1 protein-coding gene is annotated in these 540 nt (G+C 66.1%); it reads right to left on the reverse strand.

Going from position 1 to position 540, the window contains the following annotated elements; all coding sequences use genetic code 11:
• On the reverse strand, nucleotides 1-540 hold a 540-nt coding region (locus HX846_RS36420), incomplete at both ends, for an autotransporter outer membrane beta-barrel domain-containing protein (RefSeq protein WP_178967370.1).

Here is a 540-nt window from a genome sequence, read left to right on the forward strand (position 1 = left end):
ATCAGGAAGGCCTGGCGGGTGCTGCTGTCCACGTCGCCGTAGGTGTGTTTCCAGCCGGCGCTGACCCGCGGCGTGAGACTGATGCCGTTGTCCAGCTGGCTCAAGTGCGCCAGGCGCAGGCCGAAGGTGCTGCTGAAATTGTCCTGGGTTTGCCCTTCGACATGCAGGGCGGCGGCGCCGCCTTTTTCGTTGTAGCTGTCGCGGTGGTAGCGCTGGTAGCCGAGGTTGGCGAACGGCTCGGCGCTCAGGCGCCCGCTGCCCATGGCATAACCCAGTTCGGCGAAGGCTTGTTGGCTGTCGGCGTCGTAGTCACCTTTGGGCCGATCGTTGAAACCGTCAAAGGCCACCGTACGTTTACTGTCTCCCTGGTGCCCGCTGTACGCAGCACCCAGGCGCAAGGCCAGCGGTCCGCTCTGGCGCATGGCGTAGACGCCGGCGTGCCAGCTGTCGACGCTGCCGTCGACGCCGGTGGTGTCCAGGTCGGTCTTCGAATAACCGCCCAGCACGCCCACGCGCCAGCCCGAATCGAGCGCCCAATCG

It is taken from the genome of Pseudomonas sp. K5002 (assembly GCF_013386655.1).
GTDB lineage: Bacteria > Pseudomonadota > Gammaproteobacteria > Pseudomonadales > Pseudomonadaceae > Aquipseudomonas.